At 47.3% G+C, this 16,441-nt stretch carries 18 protein-coding genes and 1 other annotated feature; of the genes, 14 read left to right on the top strand and 4 right to left on the bottom strand.

The window, feature by feature from the left end:
• The first annotated feature begins 12 nt into the window (after window positions 1-12).
• The 6 genes from mnmA (at window position 13) to J6600_RS12595 (ending at window position 5,167) form a co-directional block, all read left to right on the top strand.
• Window positions 13-1,128, top strand: a complete 1,116-nt coding sequence (gene mnmA / locus J6600_RS12620) for a tRNA 2-thiouridine(34) synthase MnmA (protein ID WP_012118077.1) — start codon at window positions 13-15, stop codon at window positions 1,126-1,128.
• 87 nt (window positions 1,129-1,215) lie between these two features.
• Entirely contained in the window at window positions 1,216-1,836 is a 621-nt protein-coding gene (locus J6600_RS12615; protein ID WP_088461189.1) for a tetratricopeptide repeat protein, read from the top strand.
• Window positions 1,837-1,854: 18 nt separating this feature from the next.
• Window positions 1,855-4,233, top strand: a complete 2,379-nt coding sequence (gene recD2 / locus J6600_RS12610) for an SF1B family DNA helicase RecD2 (RefSeq protein WP_017418224.1) — start codon at window positions 1,855-1,857, stop codon at window positions 4,231-4,233.
• 118 nt (window positions 4,234-4,351) lie between these two features.
• Window positions 4,352-4,810 (top strand): PRC-barrel domain-containing protein, encoded by a 459-nt coding sequence (locus tag J6600_RS12605; RefSeq protein ID WP_209387462.1) that lies wholly within the window; start codon window positions 4,352-4,354, stop codon window positions 4,808-4,810.
• 12 nt (window positions 4,811-4,822) lie between these two features.
• Entirely contained in the window at window positions 4,823-5,014 is a 192-nt protein-coding gene (locus tag J6600_RS12600) for a hypothetical protein (protein WP_003152738.1), read from the top strand.
• A gap of 21 nt (window positions 5,015-5,035) precedes the next feature.
• Complete coding sequence (locus J6600_RS12595) at window positions 5,036-5,167, top strand: YrzQ family protein (protein WP_003152741.1); 132 nt, start codon at window positions 5,036-5,038, stop codon at window positions 5,165-5,167.
• Window positions 5,168-5,202: 35 nt separating this feature from the next.
• Here the strand turns inward: J6600_RS12595 and J6600_RS12590 are convergent, their stop codons facing one another.
• The 4 genes from J6600_RS12590 to J6600_RS12575 are packed head-to-tail and all read right to left on the bottom strand — an operon-like array spanning window position 5,203 to window position 8,161.
• Complete coding sequence (locus J6600_RS12590) at window positions 5,203-5,859, bottom strand: amino acid ABC transporter permease (RefSeq protein WP_015417903.1); 657 nt, start codon at window positions 5,857-5,859, stop codon at window positions 5,203-5,205.
• An 18-nt stretch (window positions 5,860-5,877) separates the two neighbouring features.
• Window positions 5,878-6,528 carry an amino acid ABC transporter permease gene (locus J6600_RS12585; RefSeq protein ID WP_174738414.1) on the bottom strand — a complete coding sequence of 217 codons (651 nt, stop codon included), beginning with the start codon at window positions 6,526-6,528 and terminating at the stop codon, window positions 5,878-5,880.
• 56 nt (window positions 6,529-6,584) lie between these two features.
• Window positions 6,585-7,412 (bottom strand): transporter substrate-binding domain-containing protein, encoded by an 828-nt coding sequence (locus J6600_RS12580; protein ID WP_007408208.1) that lies wholly within the window; start codon window positions 7,410-7,412, stop codon window positions 6,585-6,587.
• A gap of 20 nt (window positions 7,413-7,432) precedes the next feature.
• The gene (locus J6600_RS12575; protein ID WP_007408209.1) at window positions 7,433-8,161 is read right to left on the bottom strand and encodes an amino acid ABC transporter ATP-binding protein; all 729 of its coding nucleotides are present in this window, start codon (window positions 8,159-8,161) and stop codon (window positions 7,433-7,435) included.
• Window positions 8,162-8,381: 220 nt separating this feature from the next.
• Here J6600_RS12575 and J6600_RS12570 point away from each other — a divergent pair, with 220 nt between their 5' ends.
• The 8 genes from J6600_RS12570 to J6600_RS12535 all read left to right on the top strand — a co-directional run bounded on the left by J6600_RS12570 (window position 8,382) and on the right by J6600_RS12535 (window position 16,424).
• Window positions 8,382-9,443: an AI-2E family transporter gene (locus J6600_RS12570; protein ID WP_021494373.1), complete on the top strand. Its 1,062-nt coding sequence runs from the start codon at window positions 8,382-8,384 to the stop codon at window positions 9,441-9,443.
• A gap of 43 nt (window positions 9,444-9,486) precedes the next feature.
• Window positions 9,487-9,694, top strand: a binding site (T-box leader).
• Between the two features lie 80 nt (window positions 9,695-9,774).
• Window positions 9,775-12,411 (top strand): alanine--tRNA ligase, encoded by a 2,637-nt coding sequence (alaS, locus tag J6600_RS12565; protein WP_209387461.1) that lies wholly within the window; start codon window positions 9,775-9,777, stop codon window positions 12,409-12,411.
• An 84-nt stretch (window positions 12,412-12,495) separates the two neighbouring features.
• Window positions 12,496-12,762, top strand: coding sequence for an IreB family regulatory phosphoprotein (locus J6600_RS12560; RefSeq protein WP_012118070.1), 267 nt, complete (start codon window positions 12,496-12,498; stop codon window positions 12,760-12,762).
• A gap of 8 nt (window positions 12,763-12,770) precedes the next feature.
• Window positions 12,771-13,187, top strand: a complete 417-nt coding sequence (gene ruvX, locus J6600_RS12555) for a Holliday junction resolvase RuvX (protein ID WP_003152750.1) — start codon at window positions 12,771-12,773, stop codon at window positions 13,185-13,187.
• Window positions 13,188-13,199: 12 nt separating this feature from the next.
• Window positions 13,200-13,481, top strand: a complete 282-nt coding sequence (locus J6600_RS12550) for a DUF1292 domain-containing protein (RefSeq protein ID WP_003152751.1) — start codon at window positions 13,200-13,202, stop codon at window positions 13,479-13,481.
• Window positions 13,482-13,591: 110 nt separating this feature from the next.
• Entirely contained in the window at window positions 13,592-14,683 is a 1,092-nt protein-coding gene (gene mltG / locus J6600_RS12545; RefSeq protein WP_160216532.1) for an endolytic transglycosylase MltG, read from the top strand.
• 151 nt (window positions 14,684-14,834) lie between these two features.
• A complete protein-coding gene (locus J6600_RS12540; RefSeq protein WP_014418515.1) occupies window positions 14,835-15,488 on the top strand; it encodes an O-methyltransferase in 654 nt (217 codons plus the stop codon).
• A gap of 6 nt (window positions 15,489-15,494) precedes the next feature.
• Window positions 15,495-16,424, top strand: coding sequence for a peptidase U32 family protein (locus J6600_RS12535; RefSeq protein ID WP_007408214.1), 930 nt, complete (start codon window positions 15,495-15,497; stop codon window positions 16,422-16,424).
• The last annotated feature ends 17 nt before the right edge of the window (window positions 16,425-16,441 follow it).

The following is a 16,441-nucleotide window of genomic DNA, read 5'->3' as shown; positions in this document are numbered from 1 at the left end:
GAGTGAATGCAAATGGAAAAACGGCCGGAGGATACAAGAGTCGTAGTCGGCATGTCCGGCGGCGTGGACTCTTCCGTGGCGGCCCTTCTGCTGAAGGAGCAGGGCTACGATGTAATCGGAATCTTTATGAAAAACTGGGATGATACGGACGAAAACGGTTTTTGCACGGCGACGGAAGATTATGAAGACGTCATCCGGGTCTGCAACCAGATCGGAATTCCGTATTATGCCGTCAATTTTGAGAAGCAATATTGGGAAAAGGTATTTCAATATTTCCTTGATGAATATAAAGCCGGAAGAACCCCCAATCCGGATGTCATGTGCAATAAAGAAATTAAGTTTAAGGCTTTCTTGGATCATGCTCTGTCACTCGGCGCGGATTATCTTGCGACGGGCCATTACGCCCGTGTAGACAGAAGCGCAGGTACAGTGCGCATGCTCCGCGGTCTGGATGAAAACAAGGACCAGACTTATTTTCTGAATCAGCTCAATCAGGAACAGCTCAGCAAAGTCATGTTCCCGATCGGTGATCTGCAAAAAAGCCGCGTGCGGGAAATCGCCAAAGAAGCGGAACTTGCGACAGCTGCGAAAAAAGACAGCACGGGAATCTGCTTTATCGGCGAACGCAACTTCAAAACGTTTCTCAGCCAATATCTCCCCGCTCAGCCGGGCGATATGATGACAATGGACGGAGAAGTAAAAGGGCGTCATGACGGTCTGATGTATTATACAATCGGACAGCGCCACGGTCTTGGAATCGGCGGAAGCGGCGAGCCGTGGTTCGCCGTCGGTAAAGATCTTGAAAAAAACATTCTGTATGTTGATCAAGGATTCCATAATCCGCTTCTGTATTCCGATAAGATCACGGCGACAAATGTCAGCTGGACGCGTCCCGGTCTGATGGACGGCGGCGAAATGACATGCACGGCGAAATTCCGCTACCGTCAGGAAGATCACAAAGTAACGGTGAAAATGACGGGTGATGATGAAGCGGAAGTCATTTTTGACGGGCAGGTACGCGCCGTCACACCGGGACAAGCCGTCGTTTTTTATGACGGAGAAGAGTGCCTCGGCGGCGGAACGATAGATGACGTTTATAAAGACGGAACAAAACTGTGGTACGTATAACACATGTAAAAAACCTCAACTCGCATGTTGGGGTTTTTTAGCGAAAGGAAGTTAAAAATGGATTATAATAAAATCGGGATTGACGCCATGCAGGAGGGCGATTTTGAAAAAGCGGCAGAGGCTTTTACGAAAGCGATTGAGGAAAACGGCCAAGATCCGGTGCCGTATATCAACTTCGCAAATCTGCTTTCTTCTGTGAACGAACTCGAACGGGCGCTTGCATTCTATAACAGAGCGCTTGAATTGGACAATTCGGCGGCAGCCGCTTATTACGGTGCGGGAAACGTATATGTGATGAAAGAATCGTTTTCCGAAGCGAAGGATATGTTTGAAAAAGCGCTTCGCTCCGGAATGGAAAACGGAGATTTGTTTTATATGCTGGGGACCGTTCTCGTTAAATTAGAGCGGCCGAAGCTTGCGCTGCCATATTTGCAGCGTGCCGTTGAATTAAACGAAAATGATACGGAAGCACGCTTCCAGTTCGGAATGTGTCTCGCAAATGAAGAAATGCTGGATGAAGCTCTGGCGCAGTTTGAGACGGTGATCGAGCAAGACCCAAGCCACGCGGACGCATTTTATAATGCCGGGGTCGCTTACGCGTACAAAGAAAATCGTGAAAAGGCGCTTGAGATGCTGGAAGGCGCAATCGGCATACAGCCTGATCATATGCTTGCGCTTCATGCGAAACAGCTTATCACCCAGTCATAACAAAAGGAGGGAAGGCTCGTGGATCAGCTGAACATCGAAGAACAGCCGTATGTAAAAGGCGTCATTCATACGGTCATTTATCACAATGACACCAACCTGTATACAGTGCTGAAAGTCAAGGTTGCAGAAACGTCTGAGGCGATCGAAGACAAGGTCGTATCCGTAACGGGCTACTTCCCTCTGCTGCAAGAAGATGAGACCTACACATTTTACGGAAAAACCGCCACGCATCCTAAGTTCGGCCTGCAATTTCAGGCTGAACACTTTAAAAAAGAAATTCCGACCACAAAAGAAGGGATCATTCACTATTTATCAAGTGATCTGTTTGAAGGAATCGGAAAAAAAACGGCGGAAGAAATCGTCAAAAAGCTCGGTGACGGCGCGCTCAATAAAATTCTGACGGATGCGTCGGTGCTTTACGATGTGCCGAAAATGTCGAAAAAGAAAGCGGATAAGCTTGCCGGAGAGCTGCAGCGGCATCAGGGGCTTGAGCAGATTATGATCTCTCTGAACCAATACGGTTTCGGGCCCCAGCTATCAATGAAAATATATCAGGCCTACGAAACGGAAACCCTGGAGAAAATTCAGGAAAATCCTTATCAGCTTGTAAAAGACGTTGAAGGCATCGGCTTTGTGAAAGCTGACGAGTTGGGCGGAAAAATGGGTCTGTCAGGAAACCACCCGGAGCGGATCAAAGCGGCAATCTTATATACGATTGAATCGACCTGTCTTTCAGAAGGCCATACGTACATAGAGACAAAGCAGCTGATTATCAATACGCAAACGCTCCTGAATCAGTCAGCTGAAGGCGGCCGCGTCACGGAGATGGATGCGGCTGACGGCATCATCGCCCTCGGGGAGAGTAAGGATATCGTCATAGAAGGAGAGCGCTGCTATTTTCCGTCCTTGTTTTACGCCGAACAAAATGTCGCAAAACGCGTGCTCGACATTGCGGCTCAGACGGAGTATGCCGATCAATTTCCTGAATCGGAATTTCTGCTTGCACTCGGTGAACTGGAAGAACGGATGAATGTTCAATACGCACCAAGCCAAAAGGATGCCATTCAAAAAGCGCTGTCTTCACCGATGCTTTTATTGACCGGAGGACCCGGGACGGGGAAAACGACCGTTATTAAAGGAATCGTGGAATTATACAGTGAACTGCACGGAGTATCGCTTGACCCCGGTGATTATAAAAAAGACGAGACGTTCCCGGTGCTGCTTGCCGCGCCGACGGGAAGAGCCGCAAAACGGATGAGCGAATCTACGGGGCTGCCGGCTGTTACGATTCACAGGCTGCTCGGCTGGAATGGCGCTGAAGGCTTTACCTACAATGAAGATCAGCCGATTGAAGGGAAACTGATCATTATAGACGAAGCGAGCATGCTCGATATCTGGCTCGCCAGCCATTTGTTTAAGGCGCTTCCTAAGCACATTCAGCTCATTGTCGTCGGTGATGAAGACCAGCTTCCTTCAGTAGGACCGGGGCAGGTGCTCAGAGACCTTTTGGCTTCTGAGGTGCTGCCGACCGTGCGTCTGACAGATATTTACCGTCAGGCTGAAGGATCATCCATTGTGGAACTTGCGCATGATATGAAAAAAGGACTGCTTCCAAAAGGGCTGACCGCGCCGACAAAGGACCGCTCATTTATCCGCTGTAATTCTTCACAGATTAAAGAAGTCGTGGATCAGGTCGTCTCGAACGCGTTAAAAAAGGGGTATACCTCCAGGGATATTCAAGTGCTCGCCCCGATGTACAGGGGAAAAGCGGGAATTAACGAGCTGAATATGCTTCTTCAAGACATCATGAATCCGCCGAAAGAAAAAAGGCGGGAGCTGAAATTCGGTGATGTCGTCTACAGGACGGGCGATAAAATATTACAGCTTGTCAACCAGCCGGAAAACAATGTGTTTAACGGCGATATCGGCGAAATCGTGTCCATTTTTTATGCCAAAGAAAATACGGAAAAAGAAGACATGGTCGTCGTCTCGTTTGACGGCAACGAAATCACCTTTACGAAAAAGGATTTCAGCCAGTTTACCCACGCTTACTGCTGTTCCATTCATAAGTCGCAGGGAAGCGAATTCCCGATTGTCGTCCTGCCTGTCGTCAAAGGCTACTATCGAATGCTCAGGAGAAATCTGCTTTATACCGCCATAACAAGAGCGAAAAAATTTCTGATTCTTTGCGGAGAAGAAGAAGCGCTTGAATGGGGCGTCAAAAACAATGATGCCACCGTCAGACAGACGTCGCTTAAAAACAGGCTCACAGAGCAGACTGAAGAGATGGATGCAGAACTGGCCGCCCTGCAAAAAGAGCTGCCGTTCAGTGTATATGATGCGAACATCGGAATGGAAGGCATCACGCCGTTTGACTTTATGGAAGAAAAAGCGTAAATAAAACCCGGCACATGTTTATGCGCCGGGTTTTCGCCTGTGGAAGTCATTTCAAAGTATGCTGCCCGGCTTCTTGGCAAAACCTATACGTGTTCAACAAAAGGTGGTTGATCACACTTTGAGAACATGCCATGCAGTTGAAGGACGAACAGTATATGACGAAAACACCGGGCGCAGTCTCGGGATGATATCGGATGTATGTTTCTCTCTGGACGGCCGGTTTCTCGGTTTCGTGCTGGAGCAGAAACGCCTGTTTCACAACCGCCATCTTTTTTTAGAGGCAAGTGATATAAAAGAGATGGAACAAGAAGCCGTAGCTGCCGGTCATGCTCATTTGCAGCCTTTGCCGAAGAGCTGTTTCACCTTTGAACAGATTAAAATGCAGCCGGTGAAATCGCCCGATGGTGAAATGTTCGGTTTGCTGGAAGATGTATACTTTTGTTTGGACAGGGGCATAATCGTAGCATATGAACTCTCGGACGGCTTCTTTTCAGATCTGGCTGGCAGACGCCAAGTGCGCCGCGCCGCCGATACGCTTATTGAAGCGGGGAAAGAAGGCATCGTCCTGAACGGATAAGAGGTGTAGTCTGTGCTTGTATGTCCGAACTGCAAAAGTAAAGATATCGGCAAAATCGGCGTAAACCAATACTATTGCTGGGGCTGCTTCATTGAGCTGACAGTGGCCAAAGGCAAAATTGCGACACATCAAGTAGAGGAAGACGGCACGTTAAGCAGTCTTGATGATTTGTTTTCTGAAGACGAACGCAGTATCAATTTTTAAAGTTGAAAGGAGATACGCGCGATGGGCAGAACAATGACCTCTCTGTTGGCTTTAGGAGCTGGAGCCGTTATGTATCGTATGGCTTCTCAGTCCGATATGCTGAATAAAAAAGGTATGAAACGGATGAGAAGACGAGTCATGAAAATGTTTTAAGCAGAAAAAAGGATACTTCTCCGGAAGTATCCTTTTTACGTTTGTCTCGCTTCCAGCCGTCTGGCTGCGAGAGACAGGCTGTAATTGACCGCGAAATACATCAGGGCCGCCAGCAGAAAGATCGGGAAAAAATACCCTCCGTCAGCGCTTTGTCCGTTTAAAATCTGCGCGTTATGAATCAGTTCGGGCAGAGCGATGACGACCGCAAGTGACGTATCCTTTAATAAAGAAATAAACTGGCTCACAATCGGAGGAACCATACGCCTGAGCGCCTGCGGCATGACGACGAGAAAAAGAGTCTGCGTGTACGTCAGTCCTGAAGAACGCGCCGCTTCAATCTGTCCTTTGTCAACGGATTGCAAACCGCTTCTGATGATTTCTGACAGCATGGCCGATTCAAAAATCGTCAGCGCCGTGATGGCGGCCGCGGTAATTTCCAGTTTGATCCCGATTTCCGGAAGGGCAAAAAACGTAAAGAAAATGATTAATAACAGCGGCAGGTTGCGGATGGTTTCCACAATGGCCGCTATAATGCCCGAGACGATAGGAATTTTCGCATAGCGCAAAGTGCCGGCGGCAAGCCCGAAAATAAAACTCAGGACAATGGAGATCAGCGCAACATAAAGTGTGACCAAAAAGCCGTCCCATAAAAACAGCAGATGGTCAGGTGTATAGGCGCCGCTAAAATCCATGTTTTTCACTCTCCTTCTCTAATAACTCTTTCCGAGACGTCTTTCCAAATAGTGAACCCCGATGCTGAGCGGGATCGTTACTATCAAATAAAAAAGCGCGACGAAAATATAGACATCAAACACGACAAGAGTGCTTGAGGAAACGAGATCCGCCTGATACATCAAATCGAGTCCCGCCACCACTCCGAGTATTGATGAGTTTTTGACAAGGTTGAGAAATTGGTTTCCGAGCGGGGGAATCACGATTTTTACGGCCTGAGGAAGAATGACGTATCTCATCGCCTGACTGTAGGTGAAGCCTGACGATCTGGCCGCTTCCATCTGCCCTTTGGAGACAGTCTGAATTCCGGCTCTGATGGCTTCTGCGATAAAGGCCGACGTGTAAATCGTAAGCGCAATCGTTCCCGCCTGAAAGCCGTCCAGTCTCAGCCCGGCGTTCGGAAGTCCGAAATAAAAAACGAATGTGATGAGGAGAAGCGGGATGTTCCGGATAAATTCCACATACGCAGTGCCGATCCATTGAAGGGGTTTGAAAGCCGTGATTCTCATGACTGCGATCAGAACGCCCAGCGCAAAACTGCCTGCCAGCGCGACGAAGCTCGCAAGCAATGTGTGCAGGAAACCGTCCATATACATATCGAAGTTTTCCGTTAAAATTGAAAAGTTCATCTATGTCACTCCTTATAAAACGGGGATGAGCATGGTTGCTCATCCCGCGGTCCTTTCTATTTTGCCGGTTCTTCTTTAATCCATTTTTTATAGATTTTTTCGTACCTGCCGTCGGCTTTCATTTTTTTCAAAGAGGCGTTGATTTCCTTAATGAGTCCGGACTGGCCTTTTTTGACGGCGATTCCGTAAGGTTCATCGGTGAAGGTTTCGCCTGTCAGCTGATATTGTTTATTTTCATCCGCCATGCCGTATAAAATCGCATTATCGGTTGTGAGCGCATCTCCCTGTCCCGCTTTAAGCGCAGTGAACGCTTCGGCGTAATTTTCAAATTCCAGCACTGAGGCGTCAGGCGCTTTTTCTCTGATGTTTTGTGAGGAAGTAGAGCCTTTTACCGCCAATACTTTTGAGCCTTTTCCCAGGTCTTCGGTGCTTTTGATGCTGCTTCCTTTTTTGACGAGCAGGGATTGCCCGGCTTCAAAATAAACATCTGAGAAATCAACTTCTTTTTTTCGCTCATCCGTTATCGTCATCGTGGCGGTGATGGCGTCGATATCGCCGTTTTGCAGCATCGGAATTCTCGTTTTTGACGTTACTTCTTTAAATTCCGCTTTCTTCTCATCCCCCAGAATATCTTTTGCGAGCTGTTTTGAGATATCAATATCGAAGCCTTCAATATCACCGGAGCTTGGGTTTTTCAGCCCGAATAACCTCGTGTCGGTTTTGACGCCGAAGATGATTTTGTCTCTGTCTTTAATAGAGGCTAACGTGTCTTTTCCCGTTCCCTTTGAATCCCCGGACGTTTCTTTCCCTCCGCAGGCTGCCAGCATAAAGACGGCCAGCAGTGATATCAATCCGAATGACAACCATTTTGTTACGCGTGACATAAGCGCTCCTCCGTTTCTTTTCAGTGATTTAAAATACGGCTTAAGAATAAACGCGCCCTCTCTTCACGGGGGCTTTCGTAAAATTCAGCCGGTGCAGCTTCTTCTAAGATGGCTCCGCCGTCGATAAACACGATGCGGTCCGCCACTTCTTTTGCGAATCCCATTTCATGTGTGACGACTGCCATGGTCATGCCTTCCTTTGCGAGTGTTTTCATGACATCCAGCACTTCCCCGATCATTTCCGGATCAAGCGCGGATGTGGGTTCATCAAACAGCATAATTTCGGGCTTCATCGCAAGCCCCCTGGCGATGGCGACACGCTGCTGCTGGCCGCCGGAAAGCTGTGAAGGATAAGCGTCCGCTTTTTCCGGTATACCGACTTTTTTCAAATAGTATAAGGCCGTTTCTTTTGCTTCTTCTTTTGATTGCTTAAGCACTTTGATCGGTGCGAGCATAATGTTTTGCAGAACGGTTTTGTGCGGGTACAGATGAAAATGCTGAAACACCATGCCGATATTGCGGCGGACCTTATTTATATCCGTTTTCTTGTCATGGATGGAGACGCCGTTTACCGTTAAGGCGCCTCCATCAACTGTTTCCAGCTGATTAATGCAGCGGAGAAGCGTGCTTTTTCCCGATCCTGAAGGTCCGATGATAACGACGACTTCCCCTTTTTTAATGTGCAGATTAATGTTTTTCAGCACGTGGAAATGTCCGTAGTGCTTATTTACATCCTGAAATGAAATCATGGCCATCCTCCTTAAAAAAACAAGAGTCATATTGACTGGACAGTTTTTGAAATCCTTTAACACATTACGATGGTTATACAGATTTTTATGAATATTATTTAGATTATTTCGTAATTTCTGATAATTATTTCCGTCAAGAGGTCTGCGTCATAAGGCGGAGTTTATGAAACGGGAATAATTCCGGCTTTCTGTCAAAAGATAAAGCAAGAGGTGAAACGTCATGCTTCAAAAACCGCTGCAGCTCTTAATGTGGACGGCTGTATGTCTGCTCGTTTTGTTAACAGTGTATGTCTTTTGCATGCTCGATATGTTATGGTCTCCCATTTGGCTTGTTATAAAATCTCTCTTTATTCCTATATTCATCGCAGTATTTATTGCTTATCTTTTACTTCCGATTACTGAATGGCTTCATAGAAAAGGGATGCCTAGAACTTTAAGCCTGCTTCTGATTTATTGCCTGTTTTTCGGCGGAATCGGCTGGGGGGTTTATAAAGGGGTTCCTGTTTTAATTGAACAGCTGCAGGATCTGTCTGAGAGCATTCCCGGTCTTGCCAAAAACTACAACAGCATGCTGACGCATCTGCATAATCACACGGATCATTGGCCTGACGGCATGCACCATCGGATGGACAAAATGATTCAGCAGACAGAAACGTTTCTTGCCGGCACGATTGAAAGCACGATCAGAAGCATCCGTTTCGTGCTTGATTATATCCTGATCGCGGCGACGATTCCTTTTCTCGTGTTCTATATGGTGAAGGATATAGACGTCATGAAAAAGACAGTCTGGTATTTGACGCCGAAGTCCTGGAGAAAAAGGGGGAGTGAATTTCTGCGGGATGTGGACGACTCTCTCGGTGATTACATCCGCGGTCAGCTTCTCGTTTGTTTTTTGCTCGGATTAATAGCCGGCGTTTCATTTTGGCTGTTCGGGCTTCCTTACCCGCTGATTTTGGGCCTTGCCATCGGGATTACGAATGTCATCCCGTATTTCGGTCCGTTTATCGGCGCTGTACCGGCGCTGCTCCTTTCGCTGGCGATTTCTGCTAAAGCTGTGATCATCGTAATCGTCACGATTTTTATTCTGCAATTTATAGAAGGAAACATTTTGAGCCCGCTTATTGTCGGGCGCAGTCTCAGAATGCACCCCGTCGTGATCATGCTGGCGCTCCTTGCCGGAGGAGAGCTCGCGGGCATCCCCGGCATGATTCTCGCTGTTCCGGCGGCAGCCGTTTTAAAAGTGACGGCCATTCACTTTTTGCGGATCAGGACGGAACATTGACATTCGGGTTCTGCTTGTCTATAATTTCGAGTAGAATACATACGAATCTCGAGTGACGGATATGAGTACGCCGAAGCCCTGTTTAAGAGAGAAGCTCCGATACGCTGAAAGGAGCTTCAGCAGAAGATCGGCCGAAGCTAATCCTGAGTGCAGTTAAAGGCTGCCGCAGTCCTGCGTTACGGGATGAAAGGTGACAGGCCTTTTTCGGCCTGTAATCAGGGTGGTACCGCGAGACAGCTCTCGTCCCTGTGTGAACGCATGGTTTGCATAGGGAGAGAGCTTTTTTGCTGTCGCAAAAGAGAATTTCGGGTAGTGATAAGGAGGAATATAGATGAAACACTTAACTTCTGCTGAAGTGCGTCAAATGTTTTTAGATTTCTTTAAAGAAAAAGGCCATGCCGTTGAACCGAGCGCCTCATTGGTTCCGCATGAAGATCCGTCTTTATTATGGATCAACAGCGGCGTTGCGACGCTGAAAAAATACTTTGACGGCCGCGTTGTGCCGGAGAATCCGAGAATTGTAAACGCGCAAAAATCAATCCGCACAAATGATATTGAAAATGTGGGGAAAACGGCGCGCCACCACACGTTCTTTGAGATGCTCGGAAACTTTTCCATCGGTGATTATTTTAAAGAAGAAGCCATCACGTGGGCATGGGAGTTTTTAACGAGCGAAAAGTGGATCGGCTTTGATCCGGAGCTGCTGTCTGTAACGGTTCACCCTGAGGATGAAGAAGCTTATACGCTATGGGCGGAAAAAATCGGCGTTCCGGAAGAAAGAATCATTCGTCTGGAAGGGAACTTCTGGGATATCGGCGAAGGCCCGAGCGGACCGAATACGGAAATTTTCTATGACCGCGGCGAGAAATACGGCAATGACCCGTCAGATTCTGAATTGTATCCGGGGGGCGAAAATGACCGCTATCTTGAAGTGTGGAACCTGGTATTCTCAGAGTTCAACCACAACCCGGACGGCACGTACACACCGCTTCCGAAGAAAAACATTGATACGGGCATGGGGCTTGAACGGATGGTCTCCGTGATTCAGGACGTCCCGACAAACTTTGACACTGATTTGTTTATGCCGATTATTGAAGCGACAGAGCGCATTTCCGGAGATGTTTACGGAAAGGACGCAGCGAAGGATACGGCTTTTAAAGTGATTGCCGATCATATCAGAACGGTCGCATTTGCGGTAAGCGACGGAGCTCTGCCCTCAAATGAAGGGCGCGGGTATGTACTGAGACGCCTCTTGCGCCGGGCAGTGCGATACGCGAAAACCATCGGTATCAGCCGTCCGTTTATGTATGAGCTGGTACCGACTGTTGCAGGAATTATGGACGCTTTCTATCCGGAGGTGAAAGAAAAGCAAGAGTTTATCGCCAAAGTCATCAAAACGGAGGAAGAGCGCTTTCACGAAACATTAAACGAAGGCCTGGCCATTTTATCCGACGTGATAAAGAAAGAGAAGGAAAAAGGCAGCGGCATCATCTCCGGAAAAGACGTATTCAAACTGTACGATACGTACGGATTCCCGGTTGAATTAACGGAGGAATACGCGGAAGATGAGCAAATGACGGTTGACCATAAAGGCTTTGAAGCCGAAATGGAAAAACAGCGTGAACGGGCGAGAAATGCGCGCCAAGATGTAGGAAGCATGCAGGTGCAGGGCGGCGCATTGCGCGACATTACCGCAGAAAGCACATTTGTCGGCTACAGTGCCGTAAAAGCTGAAGCGAAGGTGATCGAGCTTCTTCATGACGGGCAATTAATCAGCGAGGCGCATGAAGGGGATACCGTTCAAATCCTACTTGACAAAACGCCTTTCTATGCTGAAAGCGGCGGACAGATCGGTGACAGAGGAGTGCTGAGAAGCGAGCAGGCTGTCGTAACCATTAAAGACGTGAAAAAAGCTCCGAACGGTCAGCATGTACACGAAGGCACGGTGGATAGCGGCACGATTCAAAAAGGCGCAAGCGTGACGGCTGAAGTGGAAGATCAAATGAGAAGCGGCGTGGTGAAAAACCATACGGCTACCCACCTTCTGCACCAGGCGCTGAAAGACGTTCTCGGCACACATGTCAACCAAGCGGGTTCACTCGTTACCGAAAATCGCCTGCGTTTTGACTTCTCTCATTTCGGTCAAGTGACGAAAGAAGAACTTGAACGCATTGAAGAAATCGTCAACGGAAAAATCTGGGAGAGCATTCCGGTAGCGATTGATTTGAAACCGATCAATGAAGCAAAAGAAATGGGCGCGATGGCCCTGTTCGGCGAGAAATACGGCGATATCGTCCGCGTCGTACAAGTCGGAGATTACAGCCTTGAGCTTTGCGGCGGATGCCATGTCACGAATACGGCAGAAATCGGCCTGTTTAAAATCGTATCCGAATCAGGGATCGGCGCAGGGACGCGAAGAATTGAAGCCGTAACAGGAAAAGGCGCTTATCAGGAAATGAACAGCCAGCTCAGCCTTCTGCAGCACGCTGCGGACGAGCTGAAATCAAACGTAAGAGACGTACCGAAGCGAATTCAGTCTCTTCAAGCGGAGCTGAAGGAAGCGCAAAGAGAAAATGAATCATTGCTCAGCAAACTCGGCAATGTGGAAGCCGGAGCCATTCTGTCTAAAGTAAAAGACATCGGCGGCGTAAAAGTGCTGGCTGAAAAAGTAAATGCGAAAGACATGAACCACCTTCGCACTATGGTGGATGATCTGAAAGCGAAGCTCGGTTCTGCGGTCATCATTCTCGGCGCCGTGCAAAACGAGAAAGTCAACCTTTCAGCAGGCGTGACGAAAGACCTGATCGAAAAAGGCCTTCACGCCGGCAAAATGGTCAAACAAGCGGCTGAAGTCTGCGGAGGCGGAGGCGGAGGCCGTCCGGACATGGCGCAGGCCGGCGGAAAGCAGCCTGAAAAATTGGAAGAGGCGCTCGCATCTGCGGAAGATTGGATAAAATCCGTTTTATAATCCTTTCAACTAGTGTAGAATGATGATAAGATGAGGACCTCAGGCTGAACTTTGCCTGCGAATTTGGGAAAGAGGTGCAAAACGGTGAGCTCGTTTGATAAAACGATGAAATTTAATTTCTCCGATGATTCTGCTGAAACAAACGTCGAAGAAGTGCTGAATACGGTATATGATGCGCTTCAGGAAAAGGGGTACAATCCTATCAACCAGATTGTCGGATACTTGCTGTCTGGAGATCCTGCATACATTCCTAGGCATCGCGACGCCCGGAACTTAATTCGCAAACTGGAACGTGACGAATTAATTGAGGAATTGGTAAAATCCTATCTAGAACAGCATAAAGAGGCGTAAATACATTCATGAGAATATTGGGACTTGATCTTGGAACGAAAACACTCGGCGTAGCTTTAAGCGATGAAATGGGCTGGACCGCTCAGGGCATTGAGACGATAAAAATAAACGAGGCTGAAGGAGATTACGGTCTGGACCGTTTATCCGAGCTGATGAAAGACTATAATGTAGAGAAGATCGTGCTCGGTTTTCCGAAAAACATGAACGGGACAATCGGTCCGAGAGGCGAAGCCAGCCAAACATTTGCGAAACTGCTTGAAACAGCGTACAATGTCCCTGTTGTGCTGTGGGACGAGCGTCTGACGACGATGGCGGCTGAAAAAATGCTGATCGCGGCTGACGTCAGCAGGCAAAAACGAAAAAAAGTCATTGATAAAATGGCGGCTGTCATGATCCTTCAAGGATATCTGGACAGTTTAAACTAAGAGGTGAAAGAAATGGAACACGGCGAAAAACACATTACAATTGTCGATGATCAAGGAAACGAACAGCTTTGCGAAGTGCTGTTCACATTTGAAAACGACACATTCAACAAATCTTACGTACTTTATTATCCGATTGATGCTCAAGACGATGATGAAATCGAAATTCACGCTTCAAGCTTCGAACCGAACGAAAACGGTGAAGACGGCGAACTGATGCCGATTGAAACCGATGAAGAGTGGGAAATGATCGAAGAAACGCTGAACACGTTTTTAGCGGAAGAAGACGAAGAATAAAATGAACGGAAAAAGCCGGAGCGCATATGCGCTTCGGCTTTTTTTTGTAATAAATTGCCGAATGCACATGAATCATGTAGTATAAGAGCTGTTGGGAGGAAAATACTTGTATGAATATCAATCAGACTAAAAATTCATTTCCGCGTAAAAACAAAAAAACGACGATAATACTGTCCTCCGTGATCGCTCTGCTTATCATCATTGGCGGTGCTTTTTTCTATGGAAAATCTCTGCTGTCCCCGGTTGACAAAGGCAGCAAAACGGCAGTCAATATTAATATTCCGAGCGGTTCTTCCGTTTCGGCAATCGCTGAAATTCTTGAGGATCAGCATGTCATCAAAAGCAAAAAAGCATTTCAGCTGTATGTGAAGTATAAAGGTGCTTCCGGGTTTCAGGCGGGATTTTACCACCTGAATAAAGGAATGGATGCGGATGCGATTATCAAAAAACTGACCGCGGGATCAACGGGATATGCCTTTCAGATCTCCGTTCCTGAAGGAAAACAGCTTACGCAGATTGCGGATGCGATCGCAAAAGAAACATCATATTCAAAAGAAGAGATCATAGCGAAACTGGATGACAAAACATTCATCGGCAAACTGAAAAAACAGTTTCCTGATACGATAACGGACGCGCTTTCAAACAAGAAGCTCAAGCATCCGCTCGAAGGCTATCTGTATCCGGCCACATATCCGTTTAATGATCCGGATGCATCGCTTGACACGATTTTGACGGCAATGGTTCAGGAAACAAACACCCGTATCGAAACGTATAAATCTGAACTGAAAAAAAAGAAACTTTCCGTCCATAACGCGCTGACAATGGCATCGCTTATTGAAGAAGAAGCCACCGCCAAAGCCGACCGTCACAAAATCGCCAGTGTTTTTTACAACAGGCTCGAAGAAAAAATGCCGCTGCAGACTGACCCGACGGTATTATATGCGGCCGGTAAGCATAAAAGCCGGGTCTACTACAAAGACCTGAAAATTGATTCTCCGTTTAATACGTATAAACATAAGGGGCTGCCGCCGGGACCGATTGCAAATGCCGGCGATTCATCATGGGAAGCGGCTCTCCGCCCTGACAAAACGGATTATCTCTATTTCCTTGCAAAATCAAACGGCGAGGTTGTTTTCACCAAAACATTAAAAGACCATAATAAAGCGAAGGAAAAGTATATTTCCAAAAAAGACAGCGAATAAAAGGAGGGCAAAAGCTCTCCTTTTATTCCATTCTGAAAGGTTTTATGATAAAATATATCGGGTTGTTTACTTATGGATAAAGAAGTGTCTTAAGAGAGTGTCCCCGCGGATTCGTCAGGGGCACTCCTTTTTAGAACGGAGGCTGTTTGCCGTGAATGATCGGTATGAACAAATAAACGAGTATATAAACGCGATGCTGAAGCCTCGGCCTGATAAAGTGAAAAAGCTTGAAGCCTATGCAAAAGAGCACCATGTTCCGATTATGGAAGAAGCGGGCATTGAAGTGCTGCTTCAAATGCTGTCGATTCAACAGGCGAAAAACATTTTGGAAATCGGCGCGGCAATCGGATATTCCGCCATACGGATGGCGCTTGAGCTTCCGGATGCGAATATTTACACGATTGAACGGGACGACAAACGCTATGAAGAAGCTGTGAACAATATAAAAGACTTTGAAATGGAAAATCGGATTCACGTAATGCACGGGGATGCGCTGGAACTTTCTGAGTCTGTCCGTGTCACGGCTCCTTATGATGCCATTTTTATCGACGCGGCCAAAGGCCAGTACACGAACTTTTTTGAGCTCTATGAACCGATGCTTGCGCCGGATGGAGTCATTTTTACGGACAATGTTCTGTTTAAAGGACTGGTGGCGCAAAATCACTCGGACATTGAGCCGAAAAGAAGACGGAAGCTTGTTGAAAAAATTGATCAATATAACCAATGGCTGATGAACCGGCCTGACTATCAAACGGTCATACTGCCGGTCGGAGACGGCATCGCCATCAGTAAAAAGAAGAGGTGAAGGATCATGAAAAAACCTGAACTTTTGGTGACTCCGACTTCTGTACAGGATATTCTTCCGCTCATTCAAGCGGGCGCAACGGCCCTGTTAGTCGGAGAACAGAGATACGGCCTGAGACTGGCCGGTGAATTTTCAAGAGAAGATATAAAAGAAGCCGTAAAGACAGCTCATCAGGAAGGCGCGAAAGTGTACGCCGCCGTGAATGCTATTTTTCACAACGAAAAAGTGGACGAGCTGAACGGCTATCTTGCCTTTTTGCAGGAGGCCGGCGTTGATGCGGCTGTTTTCGGTGATCCGGCCGTTTTAATGGCGGCGCGTGAAGCGGCTCCCGAGCTTAAACTGCACTGGAGCACGGAAACAACGGGAACCAACTACTATTCCTGCAATTACTGGGGACGCAAAGGCGCACGGCGGGCAGTGCTGGCTAAGGAATTAAATATGGACAGCATCATTGACATAAAAGAAAACGCCGAAGTCGAAATTGAAATTCAAATCCACGGAATGACGTGCATGTTCCAATCGAAGCGTTCTTTAGTGGGCCATTACTTCGAATACCAGGGAAAAGTCATGGACATCGAACAGAAGAAAAAAGAAGCGGGGATGTTTCTGCATGACAAGGAACGGGGCAATAAATACCCGATTTTTGAAGATGAAAACGGCACGCACATCATGAGCCCGAACGATGTGTGCATGATTGATGAATTAGAGGACCTGATGGACGCCGGCATCGATTCTTTCAAAATCGACGGAGTTTTGAAGTCTCCTGAATACTTAACTGAAGTGACCCGCATGTACAGAGAAGCAATCGATTTGTGCTTCGAAAGCCGAGAGACATACGAAGAGAAAAAAGAGAGCTGGATAGAGCGGATTGAAAGCATTCAGCCTGTGAACAGAAGCATCGACACAGGATTCTTCTTTAAAGAAACGGTCTATTAAAAAGGAGGGTGCAACGG

It is taken from the genome of Bacillus sp. LJBV19 (genome assembly GCF_017797845.1).
Classification (GTDB): Bacteria; Bacillota; Bacilli; order Bacillales; family Bacillaceae; genus Bacillus; species Bacillus velezensis.
Note: the sequence above shows the minus strand (reverse complement) of the source record. Positions and strands in the feature narration are given on the sequence as shown.